Genomic DNA, 680 nt, shown 5'->3' with positions numbered 1-680 from the left:
CAAATAACGGGCTAAAAATAGTGGGCTAAACTTGAGCGAAGCGAAGAGCCCGCTGTTTTTAGTCCTGTTAATTTGCTTGTTAGTTATGCGGACTTGATGCGGCTTGACCGCCCCACTTTACTAAAACAAACAACCGTAACCTTTGTTAACGCAACATTACCAATAAACTATTGAAAAGTTAAGAATTAAAGGGATTTACATTACATGGAAGTTTGAACGCTAAACGCGACAAGTAAAACCTAGACACTTCCTGTGATTGACCACTTCGATTAACAAGTTAACCAGAGTTTGAAACCACTTTCCTTAGTAAAAATTAATAGCAAACTAACGCCGTTTTAAGCGGCAAATTGCTGTTGGCTAAAATAAGTGAGGCACGAACAAAAAGCCAACTGTAATTTGTCCGACTTGAAAACCCTTGTTAGGTTGGCTAATCACCACCACCGCCACAATCGCCTCCACCAGAATCCCCCCAACCAGAGCCGCCATCACCGCCCCAGCCAGAACCACTGCTATTAGAAGAAGAAAACGCTGATAATATAGTAACAATACCTATAACTAAAAGAATCCAGCCTACAACATCTGGGTTTTCAGAAGTAACTTTTTCACCGCCAAACCATGTAAAAACAGCTCCGATAGCTAAATTGATTATTTTCATGTTATCTCCCTGACAACCTAACGCC

Annotated in this window: 1 protein-coding gene; it reads right to left on the bottom strand. The window is 41.0% G+C overall.

The window, feature by feature from the left end; genetic code table 11:
* Positions 1–427 precede the first annotated feature (427 nt).
* On the bottom strand, positions 428–680 hold a 253-nt coding region (locus AC27G3_RS18175), incomplete at its 5' end, for a hypothetical protein (RefSeq protein ID WP_487124051.1).

It is taken from the genome of Colwellia sp. SU-HH01217 (genome assembly GCF_057543495.1).
This window is presented reverse-complemented; position numbering and strand designations above follow the sequence as displayed.